Origin of the sequence: Pseudotabrizicola sp. 4114, assembly GCF_031457365.1 — a bacterium.
GTDB lineage: Bacteria > Pseudomonadota > Alphaproteobacteria > Rhodobacterales > Rhodobacteraceae > Pseudotabrizicola.
The window spans coordinates 80733-106897 of the sequence record NZ_JAVDWP010000004.1; the positions used below are offsets into that span (position 1 = coordinate 80733).

The following is a 26165-nucleotide window of genomic DNA, read 5'->3' on the forward strand; positions in this document are numbered from 1 at the left end:
CCACGCTCTGGCCGAGCCAGAGCGATGCAAGTTATCCACAGGCGGGCATCGGATCTGTGGAGAAGGTCACATTTCTGCTTGGGTTGCCGGGCATGGGCTGTTTATCTGTCCCCAGCCCCAACCGAGCAGGACGCCATGAACGACCTTAGCGCCCTATCCCAACTGCGTGTGACTGCCATCCCCCGGCTCGCCTCTGGCGGGCGCTGGCGGGTCGAAGCGATGCGCGCCATCTCGGAACCGATGTTTTTGTGGTTCACCAAAGGACAGGGCCGGATCACCATCGCCGGTGCCACCCGGGGCTATACGGCACACAATGCGGTGTTCATCCCACCGGGTGTGATGCACGGGTTTGAGGTCGGGCCGCAAGTCTTTGGCACGGCGGTGTTCTTTGGCCGCGACACCACGGTGACCCTGCCCGAGACCGCGCAGCACCTGCGCATCCGCGAAGTGCATGCCCAGCAAGAGATCAATGTGATTCTCGATTCGCTGCAACGCGAGATGGACAGCGACATCCCCGCCCATGACCGCGCCACCCGGCACTACCTTGGGTTGCTGGGCGTCTGGCTGGAGCGTCAGGCGGTCAAGGCCGCGCCAGAGACGCCCAAGCCCGATGCCGCCCGCCGTCTGGTCGAGCGCTACACCGCCCTGCTGGAACAGGAGTTCCGCAAGGGCACCGGGGTCGGCGCCTTTGCCGCGGCCCTTGGCGTGACCCCCACCCACCTGACCCGCTGTTGCCGCCTTACCTGTGGGCGCTCTGCGATCGAAGTGCTGCAGGACCGCCGCATTTTTGAGGCCCGCCGGATGCTTGCCGAAACCAAGTTACCGGTCGCCCGCATCGGCGAAGCGCTGGGGTTTACCTCTCCCGCCTATTTTACACGCTCGTTCCAGCATCTGACCGGGCGCTCGCCCACCGCGTTCCGCCGCGAGATCTGAGATCGGTCCGGCCATAATTCCGGCGGTTGCACCGTTCAATCCGGCCATTGGTCCGGAAAATGTCCGCCAGATGGTCGACACGATGTCGTTTTTGCGCGACAAAAGAGCGACTTCGGGCGTTGACGCAAGAAGCAAAGTATTGCGCAATGGGGCCAATGCCCCGGCGTAATTCTGCCTGTGCCGGGTAAGAACAGACTGGTCATGTCCCCATGGGGCCAAGCCCGGCGCAATCGTGAAAAACGACATAATGATGGGACTGCCATCAGGGAGACATAAGATGACCGACAAGACCGAGATGCTTCATCCGGCCGCGACCACGCTTGCCAGCGAGGTGCGCGCCGGCAAGCTCAGCCGCCGCGAATTTCTGACCCGCGCCACCGCTCTGGGCATCACCGCGCCCGCCGCTTATGCCCTGCTGGGCCTTGAGGCCCCGGCACAGGCGCAAGAGGCCAAGACCGGCGGCATTTTGCGTGTCGGCATGGAGGTGAAGGCGCAGAAAGACCCGCGCACCGCCGACTGGCCGCATATCGCTAACGTTTATCGTGGCTGGCTGGAATATCTGGTGCAGTACAACCCCGACGGCACATTTGAAGGCCGCTTGCTGGAATCGTGGGAGGCGAATGAAGACGCCACCCAATACACGCTCAAGGTTCGCCCCGGCGTGACCTGGAACAACGGCGACGCCTTTACCGCCGATGACGTGGTGCGCATGTTCACCCGCTGGACCGATGGCGCGGCCGAGGGCAATGCCATGGCCTCGCGCTTCCTGGGTCTGGTCGATGAGGGCACCAAATCGCTGCGCGACGGCGCGGTGGTCAAGGTCGATGACATGACCGTTCAACTGCTGATGTCGGAGTCTGACGTGGCCGTGATTGCCAACCTGTCGGATTACCCGGCGGCTGTGTTGCATTCGTCTTATGTCGATGGCTCTGACCCTTCGGCCAACCCGATCGGCACCGGCCCCTACCTGCCACGCGAAGTGGCGGTCGGCCAGCGCGCCATTCTGGCCCGCAACGCAGACCATACCTGGTGGGGCGGCACCGTCCCGCTGGATGAAATCCACTACATCGACTTCGGCACCGATCCTGCCGCCATGGTGGCGCTTGCAGGTTCTGACGAGATCGACTGCAACTACGAAACCAACGGCGAATTCATCGACGTGCTGGACGGCCTTGGCTGGAACAAGCTGGAAGCGGTGACGGCCTCGACCATCGTGATGCGGATGAACTCGGCCAATGGCGATCTGTACAAGGACAAAGCCATCCGTCAGGCGATCCAGAAAGCCGTCGATCCGGCGGTCGTGCTGGAACTGGGCTACAACGGTCTGGGCACCACCGCCGAAAACCACCATGCCTGCCCGGTTCACCCGGAATATGCCGAAATCCCGAAGCAGACCATCGACCCGGCCGGGCTGAAAGCCGCGCTGGAAGCGGCTGGCATGCTTGACACCGAATTCGAGCTGATCTCGCTCGATGATGGCTGGGAAGCTGCCTCGACCGATGCTGTGGCCGCGCAATTGCGTGACGCAGGCGCCAATATCAAGCGCACGGTGATGCCGGGGTCAACGTTCTGGAACGACTGGCAGAAATACCCGTTCTCCTCCACCACATGGAACCACCGCCCGCTGGCGGTGCAGAACATGAGCCTGGCCTATACCTCCACCGGCTCGTGGAACGAAACCGGCATGGCCAACCCGGAGTTTGACGCGGCGATGACCAAAGCGCTGTCGCTGGCCGATGCCGATGCCCGGCGCGAGGTGATGGTGACGCTGGAAACCATTCTGCAGGACGAGGGCTATATCATCCAGCCGTTCTGGCGCTCGCTCTACCGGCATGCGCGTGACGGGGTGAACATCGACATGCACCCGTCGTTCGAGCACCACCATTACAAGTGGTCGCTGGCCTGATCCGCACCAAAGGGACTGCGGCACCTGTGCCGCAGTCCGCCTTCCCCGCTCAGCCACTCCTCGCAACGCCACCCTTTGCTGCCCCTGCAAGGGAAGGATAAAGCCATGCTGCCGTTTCTGCTGCGCCGGGTCGGCGTGATGATACTGACTGCTCTGACGCTCAGTTTCGTCGTGTTCTGCCTGACCAACCTTGCCCCCAACCTCGAAAAGCTGGCGCGGACCGAAGGCTCGGTCCGCATGAGCGATGACGCGGTGCTGTCCTGGATCGAAAACAATGGCCACGGCGGGTCGATGGTGATGCGCTACGGCCAATGGCTTGGCGTCGCCCCCGGCTGGGTCCGCACCGATGGCACTGGGGTGACACGCGGGCGCTGCATTCAGGGGGCTCTGACGACCGACACCGCGCCGCGGTTCTGCGGCATCCTGCAGGGCGACTGGGGCACCTCTACCGTGTTCCGCGAGCCGGTGATCAAGACCGTCTCGGAAAAGCTGTCCTCGACCGCCTGGCTGATGCTCTGGGTGATGCTGGTGATGGTGCCGGTGTCGCTGATCATCGGTGTCCTGTCAGGCATGCGCGAAGGCAGCCGCACCGACCGGGTGCTCTCGACCTTTGCCATCGCCACCACCGCCACACCGGAATATGTCTCGGGCGTGATCCTGGTGGTGATCTTTGCCTCGGCCACCACCGGCATCTCGCCCATCCTCGCCGACTGGGGCTGGATCGAGGGGCGCACGCTGTTTCTGGGCACCGCCACAAGCGCAATCGACAAGATCACCTTCTGGAACTTCGCCCTGCCGGTGATGACCATCGCGCTCTACGGCATCGGCTATATCGCCCGGATGACACGGGCGTCGATGACCGAGGTGATGACCCAGCAATACATCCGCACCGCGCGGCTCAAGGGCGTGGCCTTTCATCAGGTGATCCTGAAACACGCGCTGCGCAACGCGCTGATTGCGCCGTTTACCGTGATCATGCTGCAGTTTCCCTGGCTGCTGAACGGCGTGGTGATCGTGGAGACCCTGTTCAATTACAAAGGCTTCGGCTGGACGCTGGTCCAGGCCGCCGGCAACAACGACATCCAGCTTCTGCTCGCCTGTTCCGTTGTTGCGGTCTTTGTCGTGCTCGTGACGCAGCTGATCTCTGACATCGGCTATGTGTTCCTGAACCCCCGCATCCGGCTCAGCTGAGGAATAACGCATATGGAACCCCTCTCCTGGCCGATGATCTTTGCCAAGATGGCCGTGCAGTTCTGGCCGGTCTGGGCGGCGCTGATCGTCACCGTCGCCCTGTCGCTGCAGTTCCGCCGCCGGCTTGGCCTCTATGGCAAGCTGTTTGACTCCAACGTCGGCATGACCGGCTTTGTCATCGTGATGTTCTGGGTGTTCACGGCGATTTTCGCCGACATGATCATCACCTTCAACCCGATTGCACAGCTGTCGGGGCTGAAGAACGCCCTGCCCGGCACGCCGCTGCCGGATACCGATCAATGGTATCTGCTGGGCGGCGATCATCTGGCCCGCGACGTGTTCAGCCGGGTGGTGATGGGCGCACGCCGGGTGCTGACGATTGCCCCCGCCGCCACCGTCATCGCCTTTATGGTCGGCATCACCCTTGGCCTGCCCGCCGGATACTTTGGCGGTAAGCTCGATACCGGCCTCAGCTTCATCGCCAATCTGGTCCTCGCTTTCCCGGTGATCCTGCTGTTCTACCTGCTGGTCACGCCGGAAATCCGCTCCACCGGCGTGCCGATCGTGCTGGCCGCCGTGCTGTTCCTGTTCCCGGTGATCTTTGTCTGCGTCCTCCTGAACAGCCGCTATTTCACCACCCCGGCCCGGCGCAACCTTTATGTCGGCGTCTCGCTGGTCATCGGCCTTTGGGCCTATTCCGGGCTGGCCTTCAACATGGACCCAACCGGCATCTGGTCGATGGACCCGAACCTCCTGAACGTCTTTGTCTCGGTGGTGTTCGTCAACGCCCCCACCGTGTTCCGCATCGTGCGCGGCATCGTGATGGACCTGAAATCCCGCGATTACGTCGCCGCCGGGCAAACCCGCGGCGAAGGCCCGTGGTACATCATGCTGTGGGAGATCCTGCCCAATGCGCGCGGGCCGCTGATCGTCGATTTCTGCCTGCGCATCGGCTATACCACCATCCTCCTCGGCACCCTCGGCTTCTTCGGCCTCGGCGTCAGCCCAGAATCCCCCGACTGGGGCAGCACCATCGACGATGGCCGCCGCCTGTTGTCGATCTACCCCCACCCCGCCGTCGTGCCCGCCCTTGCCCTGATGAGCCTTGTTCTCGGCCTGAACCTGCTCGCCGATGGCTTGCGTGAAGAAAGCATGAGGGATTGATATGATACCGACATCCCTGAATGTTGCCGCCGCCATTTCTGCTCTGATTGCTGCAGGCTTTTGGTGGGCGAGTGCTTTGGTCCCTCCGCCGAAGTACCTTGGATGGGGGACAACTGCTCCGAACAACTACAAAGAAGTTGTAGCACCCGGAGTAATCTGGGCGACCAAAACAGCTACACGCAATAAATGGGGCGCTGCATTTGCTGGGATCACAGCGGTCTTGACTGCGATTTCATCACTTTATTCAGTCCTCTGGAGTCCGATATGACCGACTGGGACCCTTCCAAACCCATCCTCGAAATCGAGAACCTCTCGATTTCCTTCTTCACCCGCCTGCGTGAAATCCCGGCGGTGATGGATTTTTCCTGCACCGTGATGCCGGGCGAAGCCATGGGCCTCGTGGGCGAATCCGGGTGCGGCAAATCCACCGTCGCCCTTGCCGTGATGCGCGACCTTGGCAAGAACGGCCGCATCGTTTCCGGCTCGATCAAGTTCAAGGGCCGCGATCTGACCCAAATGACCGAAGAAGAGTTGCGCCAGATCCGTGGCTCGGAAATCGCGATGATCTATCAGGAGCCGATGGCCAGCCTGAACCCGGCGATGCGCGTCGGCGATCAGCTGGCCGAGGTGCCGATGATCCATCAGGGCATGGCCCGCACGGACGCGCTGAAGCTCGCGCGCCAGATCATCGCCGATGTCCGCCTGCCCGACCCCGACCGCATCCTGCGCGCCTATCCGCACCAGCTGTCGGGCGGCCAGCAGCAGCGCATCGTGATTGCCATGGCGCTGATGGCCAAACCGGCACTGCTGATCCTCGATGAGCCGACCACCGCGCTGGATGTGACCGTCGAGGCGGGGATCGTCGATCTGGTCAAGGATCTGGGCACCAAATACGGCACCTCAATGCTGTTCATCAGCCACAACCTCGGCCTGATCCTCGATGTCTGCGACCGGCTCTGCGTGATGTATTCCGGCGAGGCGGTCGAGACCGGCAATGTGATCGAAGTGTTCGACAAGATGCGCCACCCCTATACGCAGGCACTGTTCCGCTCGATCCCGCTGCCCGGCGCGGACAAGAACACCCATCCGCTGATCGCCATTCCCGGCAATTTCCCGCTGCCGCATGAGCGGCCCAAAGGCTGCAATTTCGGCCCGCGCTGCGACTATTTCCGCGACGGATTGTGCAACGCGGGCGAGATTCCCATGCTGCCGGTGCCAGGCCACGACCGCCACGCCACCCGCTGCCTGCGCTGGTCCGAAATCGACTGGGACGCGCCCGCCAAGATCGGCAAGGTTACCGAAAAGCTGCCGCCCGGCCGTCTGGTGCTGAAGATGGAGGATCTGAAGAAATACTATTCCGTCTCTGCCGGAGCCTTTGGCGGCGGCGCGGAAAAGGTGGTCAAGGCCAATGAGTCGCTCAGCTTCGAGGCGCATGAGAACGAGACCCTCGCCATCGTCGGCGAATCGGGCTGTGGCAAATCCACCTTTGCAAAGGTGCTGATGGGGCTGGAAACCGCGACCAGCGGCCAGATCATGCTGTTTGACGAAAACGTGCAGGACACGCCGATACAGGCGCGCCACACCGATACGGTGTCAAAACTGCAGATGGTGTTCCAGAACCCGTTTGACACGCTGAACCCCAGCATGACCGTCGGTCGCCAGATCATCCGCGCGCTGGAGATTTTCCAGAAGGGCAAGGATGATGCCGACCGGGTAGACCGGATGCTGACCCTGCTCGACATGGTGAAACTGCCACGCGCCTTTGCTGACCGGATGCCGCGCCAGCTGTCGGGCGGGCAAAAGCAGCGCGTCGGCATCGCGCGCGCCTTTGCCGGCGGCGCCAAGGTGGTGGTGGCCGATGAACCCGTCTCGGCCCTCGACGTTTCGGTGCAGGCCGCAGTCACTGATCTGTTGATGGATATCCAGCGCGAGAACCACACCACGCTGTTGTTCATCAGCCACGATCTGTCCATCGTGCGCTATCTGTCAGACCGGGTGATGGTGATGTACCTCGGCCATGTGGTCGAGCTCGGCACCACCGATCAGGTGTTCTCCCCACCCTACCACCCCTATACCGAGGCGCTACTGTCAGCCGTGCCCATCGCCGACACCCGCGTGAAAAAGCGCCGCATCGTGCTGGAGGGGGATATTCCCTCCGCGATGAACCCGCCCCCCGGCTGCCCGTTCCAGACCCGCTGCCGCTGGAAAACCCAGGTGCCCGGCAACCTGTGCGAAACCGTGCTGCCGCCGGTACAGGTGCTGGCGGGCGGGCATCAGATCAAGTGCCATCTGTCCCAAGAGCAACTGGCGGCGATGGAACCGGTGATCACCATTGCCGCCGAATAGGCGGGTGGCAAGGACAGGAGCCTCCGGCGGGAGTATTTTTGCCAAGATGAACGGGCAGCCGGTCAGCCCTTGACGCTGTGGACCGGCAACAGGGCGGCGGCGATGCGGCGGCCCTCGGACAACAGCACGTTATAGGTGCGGCAGGCGGCGGGGGAGTTCATGACTTCAACGCCGATGCCCGACGCCTCCAGCAGGGTGCGGAAACCGGCGGGCGGGTGGGCGATTTCAGCCCCGGTGCCGACGAACAGCACGTCGATCCGGCCTGCCAGTGACAACGGCGTTTCGGTATCGTCAAACCCGCCCCAGAGCCCGGCATCCCAGGGCGTGATCAGGCAAGCCCCGCGCAGCACATGGCCGTCGACCCGGAAAAATCCGGGGCCATAGCCGTCGATGGCTTTTGCGGTGCCATAGGTGATTTCGGTCAGGCGCATGGCTCAGGCGTCAATGTCAGCGTATTCATCGGGCGTGCCCTTTTTCGGCTTGTCGGTCCGGTCCAGCCCGATCATCAGCACCAGATTCTTGGCGATATAGACCGAGGAATAGGTGCCGATCACGATGCCGAAGGTGATGGCAAACACAAAGCCACGGATCACGTCGCCGCCAAAGATCAGCATCGCGATCAGCGCGATCAGCGTGGTGCCGGTGGTCATCAGGGTGCGCGACAGCGTCTCGTTCGCCGAAAGGTTCATTACATCGCGCAGCGGCATGGTCTTGTACTTGACCAGATTCTCGCGCAGCCGGTCAAAGATCACCACCGTGTCGTTGATCGAATAGCCCAGAATGGTCAGGAGTGCCGCGACGATGGCCAAATCGAACTTGATCTGGAACAGCGCAAACACCCCGATGGTGATGATGATGTCATGCACCAGCGCCGCCACCGCCCCCACCGCATATTGCCATTCGAACCGCAGCCAGATGTAGATCAGGATCGCCCCCGACGCGCCCAGTACCGCCAGAATGGCGCTCCAGATCAGCTCGCCCGAGACCTTGGGTCCGACCGATTCCACCGACGGAAAGGTGATCGAAGGATCGACGGTTTTCAGCGCCTCCTCGACCAGCTGGATCGTTTCCGGCGTCACCGCCTCGGACCCGTCCTGCGCGGCGATGCGGACCTGAGCCACGAACTGATCGGCATCAAAGCTGGGGTCGAACACCTCGGTGATGGCCACATCGCCCAGCTCCAGCCCGGTCATCGCGGCGCGGTAGGCCGCGACATCGACCGGCTGGTTGCTTTCGGTGCGGATCGTGGTGCCGCCCTGAAAGTCGATGCCGAAGTTCAGCCCCATCACCGCCCAGAGCGCAATCGAGGCCAGGATCATCACGCAGGAGGCAACCAGCATCGCCCACTGATAGGCAAAGAAGTTGATATTGGTGTGTTCGGGCGCAAGCCGCAGACGAAAAGCCATGATCTTTTCCCTTACACGATAATGGTCTTGGGGCGGCGCCAGCCGACCCAGATCTCGACCAGAACCCGCGTCACGAACAGCGCGGTAAAGACCGAAGTGATGATCCCGATGCCCAGCGTGATCGCAAAGCCGCGGACCGGACCGGAGCCAACCGCAAACAGCACGGTGGCGGTGATGAAGGTGGTGATGTTGGCGTCGATGATGGCCGACATCGCCTTTTCATAGCCAAGCTGAATGGCGCGGCCCGGAGTCTTCGCGTTGCGCAACTCTTCACGGATCCGCTCGAACACCAGCACGTTGGCATCCACCGCCATGCCGATGGTCAGCACGATCCCGGCGATCCCCGGCAGCGTCAGCGTGCCGCCGATGGTCGACAGCGCGCCGAACAGCAGGGCCACGTTGATGCCAAGCGCGGCCGTGGCAAAGACACCGAACAGGCCGTAACTGGCGATCATGAAGAACACGACCGCCCCCATCGCGATCAGCGCGGCGATTTTGCCGGCGTCGATGCTGTCCTGCCCCAGTTCGGGGCCGATGGTGCGTTCTTCCAGAAAGGTCAGCTCGGCCGGCAAGGCCCCTGCCCGCAACAGAACCGCCAACTCGGTGCTTTCCTCAACCGAAAACGACCCGGTGATGATGCCCGATCCGCCGGGAATATGGCTCTGGATCACCGGGGCGGAAATCACCTCGGAGTCGAGCACGATGGCAAAGGGCGCGCCGATATTGGCAGCGGTGTAGTCGCCGAACTTGCGCGCGCCCTGCGGGTTGAAGCGGAAGTTGACGGCGGGGCGGTTGTTCTGGTCAAAGGCGGGCTGGGCATCGACCAGCTCTTCGCCGGTCACCACCGGGCTTTCCTCGACAATGTAGTAGGTGCCGGATTCGTCCATCGACGGCAGCAAAAGATTGCGCGGCCCGGGGCTTGCGCCCGCGTCGGTGGTGCGCCCGATCACCGGGTTGAAGGTCAGCTTGGCGGTGGTGCCGATCAGCGCCTTGAGTTCCGCCGCCGAGCCGATGCCCGGCACCTGAATCAGAATGCGGTCGGATCCCTGCCGCTGGATCGTCGGCTCGCGCGTGCCAACCTCGTCGACCCGGCGGCGCACGATCTCCAGGCTTTGCTGGATGGTGCGGTCATCGGTCGCGGCCCGTTCGGCCTGCGACAACTGGATCACGATCTCCAGCCCCTCGGCGCTGACATCGATGTCATTCTGGCCCACGCCGGTCAGGCTGACCACCGGGGTCGCCAGAGCCCGCACGGACTCCAGCGCCGCAGCCATGCCACCGGGTTCCGAAATCGCCACCCGCAGGGTGCCATCCGGGCTTGGCATGCGGCGCACATTGCCGACGGCATTGCGCTGATCACGCAACGCATCGCGCACTTCGGGCCACAGCGCATCCATCCGCGCCTTGTAGACATCCGCGACCTTGACCTCGGCCAGCAGATGCGCGCCACCGCGCAGATCAAGGCCAAGATTGACCAGCGACGACGGCAGGAAATCCGGCCACAGCGCCAGATCGGCGGCCTGTTCGGCAGTGGCCGTACCCCCTGCCGCCTCAACCGCGGCGCGGGCGTCATTGTGACGCTCGATATTGGTGTAGTTCAGGTTGGGTGCAGCCGCGACAATACCCCATGCGCAAATGGCAAGAATAATCACACGCTTCCACAGCGGCATAGCGTTCATCGCTGGCTTCCCCTTCAGGCGGCGGCTGGTTCGGTCTTGTTCATGACCGAGACGATCGTCGCCTTGACGATCTTGACCTTCACGTTGTCGGCGATTTCGACCACGATGGTGCCGTCTTCGTTCACATGGGTCACCTTGCCCACGATTCCGCCTTGGGTCAGCACCTGATCACCGCGGCGCAGCGCCTCGACCAGCGCCTTGTGCTCTTTCAGTTTCTTCTGCTGCGGGCGGATCAGCAGGAAGTACATGATCCCGAAAATCAGGATCAGCGGCACAAAGCTGGTGAAAGCGGCAGCGCCACCACCGGTGGCTTGAGCAAAGGCGGGGGTTGCGAACATCGGCATCCTCATCACTGTCGGGCGGGGCAACCCCGCGGTTTTCATTGCCGCGCACCCTATCTGCGGGGCTTTGCGGCTGCAAGACGGGCCCGTTTGCGGCCCTTGGCCTGCCATATATGCGGGGTGTGCCCGGAATGGTAGGGCTTTTGGTCAGCTTTTCGCGCCACCTTTTCCCGCGCCCGCATTTGTTGCATAAGCCGGGACGACAACACCAAGAGGCCATCATGCACGACATCAAAGCCATCCGCGAAAACCCCGCAGCCTTCGACGCCGCCCTGGCACGCCGGGGACTGTCCGCGATGTCGTCGGAGATTCTGGCACTCGACAGTGACCGCCGGGCCAGGATCGTGGCGGCAGAAACCGCGCAGGCCGAGCAGAACCGCGCCTCCAAAGAGGTGGGGGCGGCCAAGGCACGCGGCGATGACGGCGAATTTCAACGCCTGCGCGCGCTGGTGGCCCAGACCAAGGCCGACATCGCGCGTCTGACCGCCGAGGCCGGAGAGCAGGACATCGCCCTGCGCGATCTGCTTGCGGGCATTCCCAACCTGCCGCTGCCGGAAGTGCCGGGTGGCAAGGATGAGGCGGATAACGTCGAAATCCACCGCTGGGGCACGCCCCGCACGTTCGACTTCACCCCCGTCGAGCATTTCGAGATTGCGGGCGTCAGACCCGGCATGGATTTCGAGACCGCCGCCAAACTCTCGGGCAGCCGCTTTGTGGTGCTCAAGGGGGCGGTGATCCGCGTTCACCGCGCGCTGGCGCAGTTCATGCTCGACACCCATATCGACGAACACGGGCTGCAGGAAACCTGGACCCCGGTGCTGGTCAAGGACGAGGCGATGTATGGCACCACCCAGCTGCCGAAATTCGCCGAAGACAGCTACCAGACCACCAACGGCTGGTGGCTGATCCCCACCTCCGAAGTCACGCTGACGAACACCGTCGCGGGCGACATTCTGGACGAGGCGCAGCTGCCGATCCGCATGACCGCGCACACCCAATGCTTCCGCTCGGAAGCGGGCAGTGCTGGCAAGGACACCTCGGGCATGCTGCGCCAGCACCAGTTCGAAAAGGTCGAGATGGTGACAATCTGCACCCCCGAGTCGCATCTGGAGGAACAGGAGCGGATGCGAGCCTGCGCCGAAGCCATCCTTGAAAAGCTGGAAATCCCCTACCGCACCATCGTGCTGTGCACCGGTGACATGGGCTTTGGCGCGCAGCGCACCTTTGATCTGGAGGCGTGGTTGCCCGGCCAGAACCAGTTCCGCGAGATTTCTTCGGTCTCGACCTGCGGCCAGTTTCAGGGCCGCCGGATGAACGCGCGGTATCGTCCGGCCAAGTCTGAAGGCGGGCCGGGCAAACCCGATTTCGTCGCCACCCTCAACGGCTCCGGCCTGGCGGTGGGCCGCTGCCTGATCGCGGTGCTGGAAAACGGCCAGCAGGCCGATGGCTCGGTCGATCTGCCCGCCGTGCTGCACCCCTATCTGGGCGGCAAGACCCGGATTTCTGCGACCGGCCAACTGGTGTGAAACCAAAGCGCGGCGGGCGCGTTTGCCCGATGACACTGTTTTCAAGGTAGCTCATGACCCTCCGCGCGATTTTCCTGATCCTCGTCACGCTCACCTTCGCGGTGGCACCCTTTGTCACACCGCCCTTTACCGGCTATGACCCGGGGCGGTTTCCGGTGCAGATCCCGGAGCCTGCCGTGCAACCGGCGGGCTATGCGTTCTCGATCTGGTCGGTGATCTATGTCTGGCTGATCCTCCACGCCGCTTACGGCTACTGGAAACGTGCCCACAGCATGGATTGGGATGAGGTGCGGGTGCCGCTGATCGTGTCGCTGCTGATCGGCACGGTCTGGCTGGCCATCGCGGGCAGCTTCCCGCTGCTGGCGACCCTCGCCATCCTGTTCATGCTGGCCACCGCCATGGTCGCCTTCCTTCAGGCTGATGAGTTCTATGACCGCTGGATGCTCTCGGCCCCGCTCGCCGTCTATGCGGGCTGGCTCTCTGCGGCCTCTGCCGTCTCGGTTGGCGTGCTGCTCGGCGGCTACGGCGTGCTGAGCGACAGCGAAAGCGCGATCGTGATGATGGCCGTGGTGCTGGTCATCGCGGGCGTGGTGCAATGGCTGCGCCCCTATATGCCGCTTTATGGCCTGACCGTGGTCTGGGCGCTGATCGGCATCATGGTTGCCAATGCCGGCAGCAGTGTTTTCGTGGCCCTGATCGCCGCCGCCGCCGCCGCCGCAATGGCCGCCCTGACCTTTTACACCTGGCACAAACGGCGCGTCACCGTCTGACGCCCGGTCCAAGCCCCCCTCCCTCTCCCTCCCCCACAAGGGGGGAGGGAAGCGACAGCCTTGCATTGGCACCAAGACTGACAGCTGTCCGACAAAGCGCCTCCCCTCCCCCTCGTGGGGAGGGGCTGGGGGTGGGACGCGCACCACCAGCCGCAAAATGCGCGCGCGCGCCACGCAATCCGGCGTCAGGCCCTCGCCAGCGCTTGACCTCTCTCTCGCGCTAGGGCAAGCCACGCCGCATGTTACGCATTGAAGATATCACCTATAATGTCGAAGGCCGCCCCCTGTTTGAGGGGGCCTCGGCCACCATTCCAACCGGCCACAAGGTCGGTCTTGTCGGGCGCAACGGCGCGGGCAAGACCACGCTGTTCCGCCTGATCCGGGGCGAGCTGGCGCTGGAGGGCGGCACCATCAGCCTGCCAAACCGCGCCCGCATCGGCGGCGTCGCGCAAGAGGTGCCGTCGTCTTCAACCTCGCTGATCGACACCGTGTTGCAGGCCGATGAGGAACGCACCGCACTGATGGCCGAGGCCGACACCGCGCAAGACCCGCACCGCATCGCCGAAATTCAGGCCCGTCTGGCCGACATCGACGCCTGGTCCGCCGAAGGCCGCGCCGCCAGCATCCTCAAGGGCCTTGGCTTCGACGCCGAGGCGCAAAAGCGCCCCTGCTCCGACTTTTCCGGCGGCTGGCGGATGCGCGTGGCGCTTGCCGGCGTGCTGTTCGCGCAGCCCGACTACTTGCTCTTGGACGAACCGACCAACTATCTCGATCTTGAGGGCGCGTTGTGGCTGGAAAGCTACCTGCAGAAATACCCGCATACCGTGCTGATCATCAGCCACGACCGGGGTCTTTTGAACCGCGCCGTCACCGGCATCCTGCATCTGGACCAGAAGAAGCTCACCTACTGGTCCGGCCCCTATGACCAGTTTGCCCGGCAAGTCGCCGAACGCCGTGCCGTGCTGCAGGCCGAGGCCAAAAAGCAGGAAGCCCGCCGCGCCCATCTGCAAAGCTTTGTTGACCGCTTCAAGGCCAAGGCCTCGAAAGCGGTGCAGGCCCAGTCCCGCGTGAAAATGCTGGAAAAGATGGAGACGATCACCGCCCCCGAGGATGCGAAAAAGGTGGTCTTCACCTTCCCCGCCCCCGAAGAGCTGTCGCCGCCGATCATCAACATGGAAGGCGCGGCGGTCGGCTACGGCGGCCCGGCGATCCTGAAAAACCTGTCCTTGCGCATTGATCAGGACGACCGCATCGCGCTTCTGGGCCGCAACGGCGAGGGCAAGTCGACGCTGTCGAAACTCCTCGCCGGCAAGCTTGATGCGATGGCAGGCAAGATCACCCGCTCAAATAAATTGCGCATCGGCTATTTCGCGCAGCATCAGGTTGATGAGCTCTATATCGACGAGACGCCCTTGCAACACCTGCAACGCCAGCGCCCCGCCGAGGGCCAACCCCGCCTGCGCGCCCGCCTCGCAGGCTTTGGCCTGATGGCCGATCAGGCCGAAACCGTGGTCGGCCGCCTGTCGGGCGGGCAAAAGGCCCGGCTGTCGCTGCTCTTGGCGACACTGGATGCGCCGCACCTTCTGATCCTCGACGAGCCGACCAACCACCTTGATATCGAATCGCGCGAAGCGCTGGTCGAGGCGCTGACCGAATACTCCGGCGCCGTGATCCTGGTCAGCCACGATATGCACCTCCTGAGCCTCGTGGCCGACCGGCTCTGGCTGGTCAAGGGCGGCGCCGTGACGCCCTATACCGAAGATCTGGAAGCCTATCGCCGCATGCTGCTGGCCGGGGATGAGGTTGAAAAACCAGCCGCCAAGCCGGTGGAAAAGGTCAAAAAGGCCAGCCGGGATGAGGTTCTGGCGCTCAGGTCCGAGGTTCGCAAATGCGAGGAACGGCTGTCAAAGCTCAACGAGATGCGCGACAAGCTGGCGAAAAAGCTGGCCGACCCGGAGCTCTATGAGGCCGCCCGCATCGGCGAGCTGGAAACCTGGAACAAGAAATACGCCGAGGTGATGAACGCCCTCGACAAGGCCGAGGCGATGTGGCTGGCGGCGCAGGAAAAACTGGAAAGCGCGGCCTAAACCATGCCGATGCCTTGGACCTATCGCCACGCAAGCCGGGAATGGCAGGGGTTTCTGGCGGACGTGCGCGAAGAGATGGGCCTGATCAGCGACAACATGGCCTATACGGCCGTGGAGGGCGTGTTGCGCGCGTTTCGCGACCGGCTGACGCCGCAACAGGTGATCGATTTTGCGCAGGTGCTGCCCTCGGTGCTGCGGGCTGTTCTGGTGGCGCAGTGGCAGATTTCCCCGCCGCTGCCGCCCGGCAGCCGGGCCGACTGGACGGCGCAGGCAAAAGCGCTGCGCCCGCATCACAACCTGACGCCGGACACCTGCGTTGCCGCCACCGCCATTGCCCTGCGCAAATGCGTCCCGCGCGCCGATCTCGACCGGGTGCTGGCCACCCTGCCCGCCTTTGCCGCCGACTTCTGGTCCACCCCCGGCATCGACCCGGCCACACTGGGCCCGCGCATCGTCTGACCCCCACGATTTTTCTGCGAAAAATCGGCGCGCCGCTTTGCAAGCGCGGTGCAGCGCGCTAGCCTGCCCGAATGGAAACCGCCTTTCTCATCACCGCCTTTGCCACGCTGTTCGTGGTGATCGACCCGCCGGGTCTGGTACCACTGTTCATTGCGCTGACCCGGGGGATGACCGCCGAGCAGCGCCGCGCGATGGCACAGCGCGCCTGCCTGATCGCCACCGCGCTCCTGACGATGTTCGGGCTGGCGGGAGAGGCGATTCTTGGCTTCATCGGCATCTCGATGTCGGCCTTCCGCATCGCGGGTGGCATCCTGTTGTTCCTCACCGCGCTGGACATGCTGTTTGAACGCCGCACCCAGCGGCGCGAGGGCCAGACTGCAGACGAAGACCACGACCCATCGGTCTTTCCCCTCGCCACGCCGCTGATCGCCGGGCCCGGGGCGATTGCCTCGATCATCCTGCTGATCGGTCAGGGCGGTGGTGACTGGCCCGCGACCTTTGCCGTTCTGGGCCTGACCTGGGGGATGATCCTGGTCACCTTCCTGTTCCTGCTCGCCTCGCCGCCGCTGGAGCGGATGCTGGGCCGTACCGGCACCATCGTCATCACCCGGCTCTTGGGAATGCTGCTGGCGGCGCTGTCTGTACAATTCGTGATCGACGGCATCCGCCAGACCGGGCTGATCTGACCGCGCGCCGATTGTACGTCGCCACCTGCGCCCCCAGGTTGATCCCAAAGGAAAGGACTCCGCCCATGGACAGCGACATGATCGCGCGACTGGCCTATCTGGGGCTGCTGCTGGCGGCGGTCGGCGGCTATATCATCGTGGAGTTTCGCGGCCGCATGGGTCAGGCCCTGCGCACCGCCGCCGCCTGGGGGCTGATCGTGGTCGGGCTGATGGCGGGCTATGGTCTCTGGCACGACCTGCGCCCCGGCCTGCTGCCCCGGCAGGCGGTGGTCGAGGGCGGCGAGATCCGCCTGCCCCGCGCCCCGGATGGCCATTATTATCTGACGCTCACCATCAACGGCACGCCCATTCCGTTCATGGTCGACACCGGTGCCACCCAGATGGTGCTGAGCCTGCCCGATGCCCGGCGGCTGGGTATAGACCCGGACGCACTTGCCTTCATCGGCGAGGCGCGCACCGCCAATGGCATCGTGCGCACCGCGCGCGTCACGTTGACCGATGTGGAGCTTGGCCCCTACCGCGATGCCAGCGTGACCGCCGTGGTCAATGAGGGCGATCTGGACACCTCGCTGCTGGGCATGTCCTATCTGGGCCGCTACAGCATCGAGATCACCGGCGGCGAGATGATCCTGCGGCGCTGACTGCCACCGACTGCGCTGCGGAACTTGGGGGAGCCTCCGGCGGGAGTATTTCAGAAAGGTGCAATGAGCAGGCATCGCCCTGTCCATTGCACCTTTCTGAAATACTCCCGCGCGGAGCGCAGTCCGACATCAGCCAAAAGCGCAACAGCGGCAGGTCAGGCCTTTTCGGCCTTTTTCTCCCATTTCCCCGACTCTTCCGACCAGTATTGCGCGGGCAGGCCTGCGCTGGTCAGCTGTTTCCACTGGTGGCGGGCCTGTGACAGGCGGTCGGGGTTGTCGGCGTCGAACAGGATCCAGACCCGCTCCAGCGCCGCCGCCTCTTCCGGGTCCACCTCTGCCCCGTCGATCAGCAAAAGGCCCTTCGCGCCATTGGTCACCGGGCCGGTGCCCAGCAGCACCGGCTGGCGGGCATCATGCGGGCCGCCGGCAAGGCCATGCGGCACAAAGCTGTCATCGGGCGTGGTCCAGAGCCGGGCATCCAGACGGTTGAGTTCAGCTGTCTCTGTCCCCCGGATCATCAGCCGCCAGCCTTGGCCACGCGCGCGGGTGATCAGCACCCGCGCGGTCTGTTCCGCCGTGGACCGGGTCAGATGGTAGAACATCACGATGCCCATGGGGCCTACTTTGCTTCAAAACGGTCGCGGATCAGCCGGTCCAGCGCCATCACGCCCCAGCCGGTCGCGCCCTTGGGCGCAAGGGTGCTGTCGGCTTTCAACAGCGCCGTGCCCGCGATGTCCAGATGGCACCACGGCACATCCGGCTTTACAAACCGCGCGAGGAACTGCGCCGCCGTGATCGCGCCGCCGTCGCGCCCGCCGACGTTCATCATATCAGCGATGCGGGATTTCAGCTTGGCGTCATAAGCCTCGCCCATCGGCAGCCGCCATGCGCCCTCACCCTCGGCCTTTGCCGCCTTGAGGAAGGCGTCGCACAGCGCGTCGTCGTTGGAAAACACGCCGGTATTCTCATGCCCCAGCGCCACGATCACCGCCCCGGTCAGCGTGGCAAGGTCGATCATGCCCGAGGGCTTGAACCGCTCCTGCGCGTACCAGAGCACATCGGCCAGCACCAGACGGCCCTCGGCATCGGTGTTGATCACCTCGATCGTGTCGCCCTTCATGGATTTCACCACATCGCCGGGGCGTTGGGCGCGGCCATCGGGCATGTTTTCCACCAGCCCGACCAGCCCCACCACATTGGCCTTTGCCTTGCGCAGGGCCAGCGTGCGCATCACACCCGCCACCACACCGGCGCCGCCCATATCCATCGTCATGTCTTCCATGCCGCCTGCGGGCTTGATCGAGATGCCGCCGGTGTCGAACACCACGCCCTTGCCGACCAGCGCAAACGGGGCCTCGCCCTTGGGTCCGCCGTTCCACTGCATCACCACGACTTTTGACGGTGTCTCCGACCCCATGCCAACGCCCAAAAGCGCGCCCATGCCCAGCTTGAGGAGTTCGTCTTCCTCCAGAATCTCCACCTCCAGCCCCAGCTCGTGCATGGCGGCCAGACGGGCGGCAAAATCATAGGTGGTCAGAACATTGGCGGGCTCGTTCACCAGATCGCGGGTGAAAAACACGCCCTCGGCCACCGCAGCCCCGGCATTGGCCGCCGCCGCCACCTGTTCGGGCGCGCTGACCATCAGCGTGACCGGGCCGACCGGCTTTGGTGCTGCGGTCTTGTGCGGGGTGAAGTCATAGGCGCGCATCGCCAGACCAAAGGCGATGTCGGCGGCCAGCGCGTGGTTTTCCGCCAGCACCAGCGTCTCCAGCGGTGACAGCTTTGCCCCCACCGCAGCGCCGGCCTTGCGCGCCTGCGCCTGCGTCGCCTTGCGCGGCAGCCGCAGGATCTGCACCGTCTCTGCCGCCAGCCCGGCGGGAAAGCCCAGCTCCAGCCCCTCGCCCGGTTTCAATGCGGCAAAGCTCTCTGACGCTGCCGCCCGGGTCACAGCACCGCGGGTCAGCTTGTCCAGCTTGCGCGCCAGTGGCGTCAGGCTGACGCCCGGTTCGGCCAACAGCACGATCCGCCCCGGCTGGTTGGCCAGAGCCTCGGCATCATTTTCACGAAACTGGATCGGCACAGGTTGGGTCATCATGGTCCTCGGATCTTTGGTCAGGCGGATTTGCTTTGGCAGCAGTGCGCCACGGTTGGCAAAGGCTAGCCCGCGCCCCCGGCAATGACCAGATACCAGTTTCCAATCCCGCGCATTTCGCCTAGTTTGGCCGCAATGCGAGCGAGGGAGCAAACAAAGCCGTGCCAAGATTCGACAGATACCTGCTGTCGCAACTTCTTGCGCTGTTCGGGTTCTTTTCCCTATTGCTGGTGTCTGTGTACTGGGTCAACCGCGCCGTCGGGCTGTTTGACCAGCTGATCGGCGACGGGCAATCGGCGCTGGTGTTCGTGGAATTCTCGCTGTTGACCCTGCCCAATGTGATCCGCCTTGTGCTGCCGATCTCGACCTTTGTCGCTGCCGTTTATGTCGCCAACCGGCTGATGGGCGATTCCGAGCTGGTGGTGATGCAGGCGACCGGGTTTTCGTCGTTCCGGCTGGCGCGCCCGGTGCTGGTTTTCGGACTGGTGGTGATGCTGATGATGTCGGTGCTGACCCATGTGCTGGTGCCCGCCAGCCGCGCGGCGCTGACCGCGCGCAGCGCCGAGATTGCCGATAATGTCACCGCGCGCTTTCTGCGCGACGGCCAGTTCATGCACCCCGGCGACGGGATGACCCTCTATATCCGCGAGATCGCCGCCACCGGCGAATTGCGCGACGTGTTTCTGTCGGATGACCGCAATCCCAATGTGACCACCACCTATACCGCGCGGCGCGCCTTGCTGGCGCGCGGTGATCAAGGGCCGAAACTCTTGATGTTTGACGGGATGACGCAGGATCTTGACCGCACCAGCCGCAGGCTTTCGGTCACCCGTTTTGCCGATGCTTCCTATGATCTGGGCGGCATGCTGGGTGTGACGGCCCCCGGCACCCGCACGCTGGATGAGGCCTCGACCCTGGAGCTGTTGCGCGCCGATGCGGCACTGGTGGCCGAGGTCGGCTCCAGCCGCGCCAATCTGCTGCAAGAGGGACACAACCGCATCGCCCAGCCGTTTCTGGCCGTAGCCACGGCGCTGATCGGCTTTGGCGCGCTCTTGCTGGGGGCGTTCAGCCGCTTTGGCCTGTGGCGGCAGATCGGCATGGCGGTGGTGCTGCTGATTTTGGTGCAGATGATCAACACCCAAGGCACCGGCCTTGCCATCCGGTCCGAGCTGGCCTGGCCCGCCGTCTACGCCGCCCCGGTTTTCGGCATCGGCATCGGGGTGTTTCTGCTCTGGCTGTCGCAGCGCCCGCGCTGGCTCAGCCGCGACCAGCGCGCGGCAGCGGGGGGGATGGCATGATCCTGTCCCGATATATCGCGCGGCGGTTTCTCTGGGCCTATCTGCAGGTGCTGGGCACGTTCTGGGCGATCATGATGCTGATCGACATGGTCGAACAGCTGCGCCGCTTTTCCGGTCAGGGCATCGGCACCACCGGTGCTTTGCATCTGGCGGCGATGAACACGCCCGCCAACCTCTACCGCATCCTGCCGCTGATCACCATTCTGGCGGCGATCACGCTGTTTTTGTCGCTGGCGCGGTCGTCCGAGCTGGTGGTGATCCGCGCGGCAGGGCGTTCGGCGCTGCGGTTTCTGCTGGCCCCGGTGCTGATGGCGCTGATGATCGGCGGGCTGACGATTGCGGTCTTCAATCCGTTGGTCGCCGCCACGCAAAAAGAATATGACCGGCTCTGGGCCGCCGCTGCAGACGGGGCCGGCAGCACATTGTCGCTGGCCGATTCCGGCCTCTGGCTGCGGCAGGGCACCGAAGACGGGCAGACCGTCATCCATGCCCTGCGCGCCAATTCCGACGGGACAGAGCTGTTTGGCGTGACCTTCATGCTGTTCGGCCCCGATGGTCTGGCCGCCGAACGGGTCGAGGCGCAAAGCGCGCAGCTGCTGCCCGGCGCATGGGCGTTGACGGGGGCCAAGCGTTGGGACATGACAAGCGAAAACCCCGAACGAGAAGCCATGATCCTGCCCGAAGACGCCACCCTAGCTTCCAACCTGACGCGTGAGCGTATTCGCGACAGCTTTGGCCAGCCCTCGGCGGTGCCGTTCTGGGGCCTGCCCGCCTATATCGCCGGGCTGGAACGGGCGGGCTTTTCGGCCCGCGCCCACCGGGTCTGGTATCAGATGGAACTGGCGCAGCCGCTGCTGCTGGCCGCTATGGTGCTGATCGCCGCCGGGTTCACCATGCGCCATGCACGGCTGGGCAAGACCGGCATCTATGTGCTGCTGGCCATTTTGGGCGGCTTCTTTATCTTCTTTCTCAGAAACTTTGCACAAGTCCTTGGGAATAACGGTCAAATCCCGATCCTGCTTTCTGCCTGGGCCGCCCCGGTCGCTGCCATCCTGCTGGCACTTGGCCTGCTGTTGCATCTGGAGGATGGCTGATGCGGTCCCCGATGCTGCGCCGTCTGCTCACCTCTCTTGCCACCGTCGCCCTGCTGACGCTGACCCCGGCGCAGACCACCTCGGCGCAGGAAATGGCAGCACTTGTGGCCGATACCGTCCGCATCGACGCCGGGGGCAAGCTGATCGCCGATGGCGGGGTCGAGGTGTTTTATCAGGGCAGCACCCTGCGCGCGGCGAGCATCATCTATGACCGGGCCGCCGACCGGCTGACCATCACCGGCCCGATTGTTCTGGTCGATGGCGACAGCACCATCCTTGTCGCCTCGCAGGCCGATCTGTCCGCTGACCTGACGGAAGGCGTGCTGACCAGCGCCCGTCTGGTCCTGAACCGGGAGCTGCAACTGGCCGCGAACCAGATCCAGCGCGTCGGGGGCCGCTATACCCAGCTTGACAACGCGGTCGCCTCATCGTGCAAGATCTGCAACGGCGCAGCACCCTTGTGGGAAATCCGGGCGCGGCGGGTGCTGCACGACCAGCAGGAACGGCAGATCTATTTCGATCACGCCCAGTTCCGCGTCTCGGGCCTGCCGGTCGCCTATTTCCCGCGCCTGCGCATGCCAGACCCGACCCTGACCCGCACCAGCGGCTTTCTGCGGCCCGAATTGCGCACCACCTCGGGGCTCGGCACCGGGATCAAGCTGCCGTATTTCCAGACCCTCGGGCCGCACCGTGACCTGACCATCACCCCTTATCTTTCGACCAAGTCCGGCCGCACGGTCGAATTGCGCTACCGTCAGGCCTTTGCCACCGGTCAGATCGAGCTGAACGGCGCGGTGTCGCGCGATGAGCTGATACCGGGCGACACCCGGTACTACATGACCGCCGTCGGCCAGTTTTCCCTGCCGCGCGATTTTGTCCTGACCTTTGACGGGATTCTCGTCAGCGACCCCGAGTATCAGCAGGACTACGGCCTGCCCGGCTCTGACCGTCTGCTCAGCCGGGTCGAGATCAGCCGCACCCGGCGCAACGAGCTGATACAGGGCCGTCTGGTCGGCATCCGCTCGATCCGCCCGGGCGAGTCGAATGCCACGCTGCCGACGATCGTGACCGACCTGACGTATCACCGCCGGTTTTCCGGCGGCCCGCTGGGCGGTGAGGCCGGGCTGCGGTTTCAGACCCATGGCCACTACCGCAGCTCCAGTGATCCGACCGATCCCGATGGCCGCTACGGTCCCTTGCCCGCCCTTGGCCGCGATGTCACCCGCACCTCGTTGCGGCTGGACTGGCGGCGCAATTGGGATCTGCCCCTTGGCATGGTTGCTGGCACGCTGGGCGAAGTCACCGCCGACGCCTACCGCATCACGCAGGACAACAGCTTTGGCGGCACCCCGTCGCGGTTGCACGGCGGTGTTGCGGTCGAACTGCGCTGGCCCTGGGCCAAGTCGGGGGCGGATGGCACCGGCCATGTCATCGAGCCCGTGGTGCAGTTTGTCTGGGCCCCCAAAGGCACCGAATCCCTGCCCAACGAAGACTCCCTTCTGGTGGAATTTGACGAAGGCAACCTGTTCTCGATGAACCGCTATCCCGGCTCTGACGCGATTGAGCGGGGCGGACGGCTCAACCTCGGGGTCGGGTATACCCGTGTCGATCCGGCGGGCTGGACCCTGTCCACCGCCGTGGGCCGGGTGTTCCGCACCGAAGATCTGGGCCAGTTCTCGGCCGCCTCCGGCCTTGACGGGCGCAATTCCGACTGGCTTGCCGCCGCGCATCTGACCCTGCCACAGGGCATGGGCATCAGCCAGCGGGTGCTGCTCAGCGACGGGTTCAAACTGACCAAATCCGAAACCCGGCTCGATCTGGCCGGGGCACGCTATGGCGTTGCGGGGTCATATGTATTTCTGACCGCCGACCCCGCCGAAGAACGCCCCGCCGACATCGCCGAACTGGCGTTTGACGGCAGCTACAAGATCAACGAAGTCTGGACCGCCCGCGCGCAGGCCCGCTATGACCTCGAGGCGCGTCGCGCCAACCGCAGCGGGCTGGGGATTCAGTTCCGCAACGAATGCGTCCTGGTCGATCTTTCTCTCTCGCGTCGATACGCATCCTCGACTAGTGTGAAGCCGACAACAGATTTCGGCCTTTCGGTCGATCTGGTCGGCTTTGGTGCCGGCACCATCGCCGGGCCTGCGCGCAGTTGCAGACGCTAGGCGGACCGGGGCCGGACAGACCAACGGGGCAGACCAATCGGGCGCAAGACGTGAAAGGCGCAAGCACAGTGACGGCAGTACGCATGACGACAGCTTTCTCTCAACTCTTCCGGGCGACCGCCCTGATGGCCACCCTCGCGGCCCCTCTCGCCACGGTGCCGCACAGCGCTGCGGCACAGGACGGATCGCCGTTTCAGGTCGTGATGCGCATCAATGACTCTGTGATCACCCGCTACGAAATGGATCAGCGCAAGCTGTTTCTGAAACTGCTGCGCGTGCCCGGCGACCCCGAGGCAGAGGCGATGAAGGGTCTGACCCAGGACCGTCTGGCCGCAGCGCAGGCCAAACGCTTTGGCCTGCGCCTGACGCAGGAACAGATTGACGCAGGCATGGAGGAATTCGCCAGCCGCGCGGATCTGACCGCCGCCGAATTTGTCGAGGCGCTGGGTGAGGCCGGGGTCTCGATGGAAACCTTCCGGGACTTTGCCGGCAATGGCCTGCTGTGGCGCGAATTGGTGCGCGGCCGCTACGCTGGCAGCTTTACCATCAGCGAGGCGGAAATTGACCGCGCCCTCGTTGGCGGCACCGTCAACACCGGCATGCAGCTGTTGCTGTCCGAACTGATCCTGCCCGTCGAAGGCGACCCCGAAGCGCAGCAGGCCCTTGCCCGCCAGTTGCGGGACGAAATCACCACCGAAGACGGCTTTGCCGCCGCTGCCCGCCGCTATTCCGCCTCGCCTTCTGCCGGGAGCGGCGGCCGGCTGGACTGGACCCCGACCTCGGAACTGCCGCCGCAGATCGTTGAACTTGTCCTCGCCCTCGGCCCCGGTCAGGTGTCAGAGCCGGTGACCCTGCCGAATGCGGTGGCCGTGTTCCAGCTGCGCGACGTGGCCGAAGACGCATCCGCCGCGCCAGAGGTTCAGGTGGAATATGCCGAATTCCTGATGCCCAACACGCCGGACGTGCAGGCGCAGGCTGCAGCGCTTCACACCCGCGTTGACGGCTGCAAGGATCTGTTTGCCGAAGCGCGCGGCCTGCCCGAAAGCCAGCTAAAGGTGGAAACCCGCTCTGTGCCAGAACTGCCCGCCGATGTGGCGCTGCAACTGGCGCAGCTGGACCCCGGCGAATACTCCACCGCCATCACCCGTGGCGGGGCGCGCGTGTTCCTGATGCTCTGCGGTCGTGGGCCAAAGGTCGACGGCCCGATTGACCGCGAAGCGATCCGCGAACAGCTGATCTCGCGCCGCCTGACCCTGCTGGCCGAAGCCTATCTCGAAGAGTTGCGCTCGGAAGCGATCATCAGCACACCATGACCCGGTCGCCGCTGGTCATGACCTGTGGTGAACCGGCCGGGATCGGCCCGGAGCTTGCCGTGCAGGCCCGTGCAATTCTGGGGGCCGCTGTGCCCTTTGTCTGGCTGGGCGACCCGCGCCACCTGCCCCCCGGCACGCTCTGGACCGAAGTGGCAGAGCCAGGGGCGGCGCAGGCGGTGCCCCCCGATCATCTGCCGGTGCTGCCGCACCGCTTTGCCGCCCCCGTCACCCCCGGCCAGCCCGAGCCCGCCAATGCCATCGGCGTGATCGAGGTCATCGCCCGCGCGGTGGGTCTGGTGCAATCGGGCGCGGCCTCGGCCATCGTCACCGCGCCCTTGCACAAGAAGGTGCTGAAGGATGGTGCCGGTTTTGCCTTTCCCGGCCACACCGAATACCTGGCGCATCTGGCCGGCGATGTGCCGGTGGTGATGATGCTGGCCTCGCCCCTGTTGCGCGTGGTGCCCGCCACCATCCACATTCCGCTGGCCGACGTACCCGCCGCCCTGACCGCCGCCCTGCTGGATCAGGTGATCCGCCTGACCCATGCCGGGCTGATCCGCGATTTCGGCATCACCGCGCCGCGCATCGTCGTCGCCGGTCTGAACCCGCACGCGGGCGAAGGCGGCGCGATGGGCCATGAAGACGCCGCCGTGATCGCCCCGGTGGTCGCGCGGCTGGCAGCCGGGGGCATGGCCATCACCGGCCCCCTGCCCGCCGACACGATGTTTCACCCCCGCGCCCGCGCCCGCTATGATGCCGCCATCTGCGCCTATCACGATCAGGCGCTGATCCCGATCAAGACGCTGGATTTCGACGGCGGGGTGAATGTGACGCTGGGCCTGCCCTTCGTGCGCACCTCGCCCGATCATGGCACGGCGTTTGACATTGCGGGCAAAGGGGTGGCCCTGCCCGATTCATTGGTTGCAGCCTGCCGGATGGCGTGGGACATGGCGGCATCGCGGGCGGCGGCGCGCGGGCGGTGATGTCGCAGCGGGGGTTTCACACCCGTCGCCATTGGGCTTGAACCAATGGCGCACCAATGGCGACCCCCGTGGAGTATTTTTG

The 26165-nt window shown here is 64.5% G+C and carries 22 protein-coding genes; 16 read left to right on the forward strand and 6 right to left on the reverse strand.

All coding sequences use genetic code 11. The features are described from left to right. Window positions 1-135 precede the first annotated feature (135 nt). The 5 genes from J2X53_RS10575 to J2X53_RS10595 all read left to right on the forward strand — a co-directional run bounded on the left by J2X53_RS10575 (window position 136) and on the right by J2X53_RS10595 (window position 7540). Window positions 136-933, forward strand: a complete 798-nt coding sequence (locus tag J2X53_RS10575; RefSeq protein WP_349037460.1) for an AraC family transcriptional regulator — start codon at window positions 136-138, stop codon at window positions 931-933. A 277-nt stretch (window positions 934-1210) separates the two neighbouring features. Next, complete coding sequence (locus J2X53_RS10580; protein ID WP_349037461.1) at window positions 1211-2839, forward strand: ABC transporter substrate-binding protein; 1629 nt, start codon at window positions 1211-1213, stop codon at window positions 2837-2839. 105 nt (window positions 2840-2944) lie between these two features. Beyond that, window positions 2945-4030, forward strand: a complete 1086-nt coding sequence (locus J2X53_RS10585) for an ABC transporter permease (protein WP_349037462.1) — start codon at window positions 2945-2947, stop codon at window positions 4028-4030. 12 nt (window positions 4031-4042) lie between these two features. Next, window positions 4043-5194, forward strand: coding sequence for an ABC transporter permease (locus J2X53_RS10590; RefSeq protein ID WP_349037463.1), 1152 nt, complete (start codon window positions 4043-4045; stop codon window positions 5192-5194). Between the two features lie 264 nt (window positions 5195-5458). Then, window positions 5459-7540, forward strand: coding sequence for an ABC transporter ATP-binding protein (locus tag J2X53_RS10595; RefSeq protein WP_349037464.1), 2082 nt, complete (start codon window positions 5459-5461; stop codon window positions 7538-7540). 62 nt (window positions 7541-7602) lie between these two features. Here J2X53_RS10595 and J2X53_RS10600 read toward each other — a convergent pair whose 3' ends face one another. Genes J2X53_RS10600 through yajC form a run of 4 tightly spaced genes read right to left on the reverse strand, consistent with a single transcriptional unit; the run spans window position 7603 to window position 10963 of the window. Next, window positions 7603-7971, reverse strand: coding sequence for an Mth938-like domain-containing protein (locus tag J2X53_RS10600; RefSeq protein ID WP_349037465.1), 369 nt, complete (start codon window positions 7969-7971; stop codon window positions 7603-7605). Between the two features lie 3 nt (window positions 7972-7974). After that, a complete protein-coding gene (secF, locus tag J2X53_RS10605) occupies window positions 7975-8946 on the reverse strand; it encodes a protein translocase subunit SecF (RefSeq protein ID WP_349037466.1) in 972 nt (323 codons plus the stop codon). 11 nt (window positions 8947-8957) lie between these two features. Continuing rightward, window positions 8958-10625, reverse strand: coding sequence for a protein translocase subunit SecD (secD, locus tag J2X53_RS10610; protein ID WP_349037467.1), 1668 nt, complete (start codon window positions 10623-10625; stop codon window positions 8958-8960). A 14-nt stretch (window positions 10626-10639) separates the two neighbouring features. After that, window positions 10640-10963, reverse strand: a complete 324-nt coding sequence (gene yajC, locus J2X53_RS10615; protein ID WP_349037468.1) for a preprotein translocase subunit YajC — start codon at window positions 10961-10963, stop codon at window positions 10640-10642. Window positions 10964-11187: 224 nt separating this feature from the next. On the opposite strand from yajC, the gene serS reads away from it, so the two are divergent. From serS to J2X53_RS10645, 6 genes are all read left to right on the forward strand, one after another. Next, window positions 11188-12492 carry a serine--tRNA ligase gene (serS, locus tag J2X53_RS10620; protein WP_349037469.1) on the forward strand — a complete coding sequence of 435 codons (1305 nt, stop codon included), beginning with the start codon at window positions 11188-11190 and terminating at the stop codon, window positions 12490-12492. 53 nt (window positions 12493-12545) lie between these two features. Then, window positions 12546-13262, forward strand: coding sequence for a hypothetical protein (locus J2X53_RS10625; RefSeq protein WP_349037470.1), 717 nt, complete (start codon window positions 12546-12548; stop codon window positions 13260-13262). A gap of 239 nt (window positions 13263-13501) precedes the next feature. Further along, the gene (locus J2X53_RS10630; protein ID WP_349037471.1) at window positions 13502-15349 is read left to right on the forward strand and encodes an ABC-F family ATP-binding cassette domain-containing protein; all 1848 of its coding nucleotides are present in this window, start codon (window positions 13502-13504) and stop codon (window positions 15347-15349) included. Window positions 15350-15352: 3 nt separating this feature from the next. Continuing rightward, entirely contained in the window at window positions 15353-15808 is a 456-nt protein-coding gene (locus tag J2X53_RS10635; protein ID WP_349037472.1) for a DUF2267 domain-containing protein, read from the forward strand. Window positions 15809-15879: 71 nt separating this feature from the next. Further along, a complete protein-coding gene (locus tag J2X53_RS10640; protein WP_349037473.1) occupies window positions 15880-16494 on the forward strand; it encodes a MarC family protein in 615 nt (204 codons plus the stop codon). Window positions 16495-16559: 65 nt separating this feature from the next. Then, a complete protein-coding gene (locus J2X53_RS10645) occupies window positions 16560-17135 on the forward strand; it encodes a TIGR02281 family clan AA aspartic protease (RefSeq protein WP_349037474.1) in 576 nt (191 codons plus the stop codon). A 155-nt stretch (window positions 17136-17290) separates the two neighbouring features. Here the strand turns inward: J2X53_RS10645 and J2X53_RS10650 are convergent, their stop codons facing one another. Together J2X53_RS10650 and J2X53_RS10655 are read right to left on the reverse strand one after the other, a co-directional pair. After that, entirely contained in the window at window positions 17291-17749 is a 459-nt protein-coding gene (locus tag J2X53_RS10650; protein ID WP_349037475.1) for a DNA polymerase III subunit chi, read from the reverse strand. A gap of 5 nt (window positions 17750-17754) precedes the next feature. Continuing rightward, window positions 17755-19227, reverse strand: coding sequence for a leucyl aminopeptidase (locus tag J2X53_RS10655; protein WP_349037476.1), 1473 nt, complete (start codon window positions 19225-19227; stop codon window positions 17755-17757). 161 nt (window positions 19228-19388) lie between these two features. Here J2X53_RS10655 and lptF point away from each other — a divergent pair, with 161 nt between their 5' ends. The 5 genes from lptF (at window position 19389) to pdxA (ending at window position 26083) form a co-directional block, all read left to right on the forward strand. After that, on the forward strand, window positions 19389-20525 hold the full coding sequence (gene lptF, locus J2X53_RS10660; RefSeq protein WP_349037477.1) for an LPS export ABC transporter permease LptF: 1137 nt from the start codon (window positions 19389-19391) through the stop codon (window positions 20523-20525). Then, entirely contained in the window at window positions 20522-21619 is a 1098-nt protein-coding gene (lptG, locus tag J2X53_RS10665) for an LPS export ABC transporter permease LptG (protein ID WP_349037478.1), read from the forward strand. The genes lptF and lptG overlap by 4 nt, the downstream gene beginning before the upstream one ends. Next, entirely contained in the window at window positions 21619-23787 is a 2169-nt protein-coding gene (lptD, locus tag J2X53_RS10670; protein ID WP_349037479.1) for an LPS assembly protein LptD, read from the forward strand. Before lptG ends, lptD begins: the two co-directional genes overlap by 1 nt. Before the next feature lie 83 nt (window positions 23788-23870). Then, window positions 23871-25100, forward strand: a complete 1230-nt coding sequence (locus J2X53_RS10675) for a peptidylprolyl isomerase (RefSeq protein ID WP_349037480.1) — start codon at window positions 23871-23873, stop codon at window positions 25098-25100. Further along, window positions 25097-26083 carry a 4-hydroxythreonine-4-phosphate dehydrogenase PdxA gene (gene pdxA / locus J2X53_RS10680; RefSeq protein ID WP_349037481.1) on the forward strand — a complete coding sequence of 329 codons (987 nt, stop codon included), beginning with the start codon at window positions 25097-25099 and terminating at the stop codon, window positions 26081-26083. The genes J2X53_RS10675 and pdxA overlap by 4 nt, the downstream gene beginning before the upstream one ends. The last annotated feature ends 82 nt before the right edge of the window (window positions 26084-26165 follow it).